General features: G+C 67.8%; 1 protein-coding gene. It reads left to right on the top strand.

The window, feature by feature from the left end; translation table 11 throughout:
- Window positions 1-2,348: amino acid adenylation domain-containing protein (locus AB0I72_RS28315; protein ID WP_358574151.1), on the top strand; the 2,348-nt coding region annotated here is incomplete at both ends.

Here is a 2,348-nt window from a genome sequence, read left to right as displayed (position 1 = left end):
GTCGCCGGTCGTTCAGGTGATGTTCGCGCTGGCCAATACCCCCGACACCGAGCCGGAGCTGGTAGGGCTGACCGCCGAGCCCCTCGACGTCGAACCGGGGGTCGCCAAGTTCGACATCTCGGTCTTCCTCCGCGAGTCCGAGGACGGGATTGACGGTGGTGTCGAGTACTGCACCGACCTGTTCGACCAGGACACGGTCCTCAGACTCTGGGAACACTATGTGACACTACTCCGCTCCCTGGTCACGGCGGCTCCGGACCTTCGCTGTTCGGAGTTGGAGATGATCCCGGACGGTGAACGCCACAGGCTGCTGACGGGCTGGAACACCACTGGAAGGGAATGGGGGGCGCCGGAATGTCTCCACGGACTCGTCGAGGCCCAGGCGGACTGCTCCCCCGAGGCGACGGCCATCGTCTTCGGCGACCGTTCGCTGACCTACGGGGAGGTCGAGGCGTCAGCGAACCGCCTGGCCGCCCACCTGGCCGAGCAGGGTGTTGGGAGGGGGGACGTCATCGGACTGTACGTCGAGCGCTCCCCCGAGATGGTCGTCGGCCTGCTGGCTGTGCTCAAGGCCGGAGCGGCGTATCTTCCTCTCGATCCCACCCAGCCACGGGTACGCCTCCAATACATGCTGGACGACGCGGACGTTGGCCTCGTGCTCACCCAGGAACGCCTGGCTGGACGGTTGGGGAAGGGGGTTCGGTCCCTGGCCGTTGACAGCGTGGACATGACCGGTCTCCCGGCTGAGCGCCGCTCGCGGCCGGTGGCCTCTGACGACCTCGCCTACGTGATCTACACTTCCGGCTCCACCGGGACACCCAAGGGCGTGATGGTCGAGCACCGCTCCATCGTCAATCTGGTCCAGGGACTTTCCACCGAGATCGGTTTGGGGGAGAAGGACCGTCTCGTGGCGGTGACCACGCTGGCCTTCGACATTTCCGCCCTGGAGTTGTTCGGACCGCTGTCCCGGGGGGCGACCGTGGTCATCGCCGATGCCGGGGCGGTGACCGACGGCCGACGCTTGGCGGACCTGGTCGAACGGTCCGAGGCCTCCGTGATGCAGGCGACCCCCTCCTTGTGGCGCATGCTCCTCGACACCGGCTGGCGAGGGGACCCGCGGTTGCGCGTGTTGTGCGGAGGGGAGGCACTGCCTCCGGACCTGCTGGAACGCCTACTGCCGGTCGTCGGCCGCGTCTGGAACGTCTACGGTCCGACCGAGAGCACGGTGTGGTCGCTGTCCGCTTCGCTGGACGGAGCGGTGGCCGGGGACGGCCCGGTTCCGATCGGCGGGCCGGTCGCCAACACCTCTGTTTATGTGGTCGACTCGGCGATGGAACCGGTCCCCTTGGGGGTGCCGGGCGAACTGCTGATCGGTGGACAGGGCGTCGCCCGTGGATACACGGGCCTTCCGGGGCTGACCGCGGAGAGGTTCGTCCCCGACCCGTTCAGTGGGGAGGAAGGGGCCCGCCTGTACCGGACGGGTGATCTGGTTCGGTATCGGGGGGACGGCGCCCTGGAGTTCCTCGGACGCCTGGACCACCAGGTCAAGCTGCGCGGGTACCGGATCGAGCCCGCCGAGATCGAGAACGTGCTGTCGCAACACCCGGAGGTCGACACGTCGGCTGTGATAGCGCGTGAGGACCGTCCTGGTCAGGCACGGCTCGTCGGCTACTTCACGGCAAGGTCCGCGGTTCCGGTGATCGAGCTGCGGCAATGGCTGGCTGAGCGGCTGCCGGAGTACATGGTGCCCTCGGTCCTGGTCCAGCTCGACGCTCTGCCCATGACCGTGAACGGCAAGGTCGACCGGGGGGCTTTGCCGGCTCCGGGCCGGGTGCGCCCCGAACTCGAGGAGGCGTACGCGGTTCCCCGCTCTGAGCCGGAGCGCCGACTGGTCGAACTGTTCGCCGAGGTCCTCGACCTGCCCACGACGGAGGTGGGTGTCAACGATGACTTCTTCGCCCTGGGCGGTCAGTCACTGCTCGCGGTCGCGCTCGTGTCCCGCGTCTGCACGGCCTTCGATGTCGACCTGCCGCTGAGCGCTCTGTTCACCGCTCGGACGGCGGCCGCGCTTTTGCCGATCATTGAGGAGACCAGCCGTCCCCCCCAGGCCGAGGCCGACCTCGGTGAGGAGGACTTCTTCACCATCCCCCGGATTCCCCGAGACGGACCACTGGCCATCGCCCCCGCGCAGGAGCGGCTGTGGTTCTTCGAGAAACTGCGCCCGGGAACCGCCTCCTACAACGAACCCCTGGTCTTCCGGTTGGGGGGTTTTCTGGATGTTGAGGCGTTGCGTGGGGCGCTGGGGGATGTGGTGGCGCGGCATGAGGTGTTGCGTTCGGTGTTTCCGT

The sequence above is a fragment of the Nocardiopsis sp. NPDC049922 genome (assembly GCF_040660275.1).
GTDB lineage: Bacteria > Actinomycetota > Actinomycetes > Streptosporangiales > Streptosporangiaceae > Nocardiopsis.
This window is presented reverse-complemented; position numbering and strand designations above follow the sequence as displayed.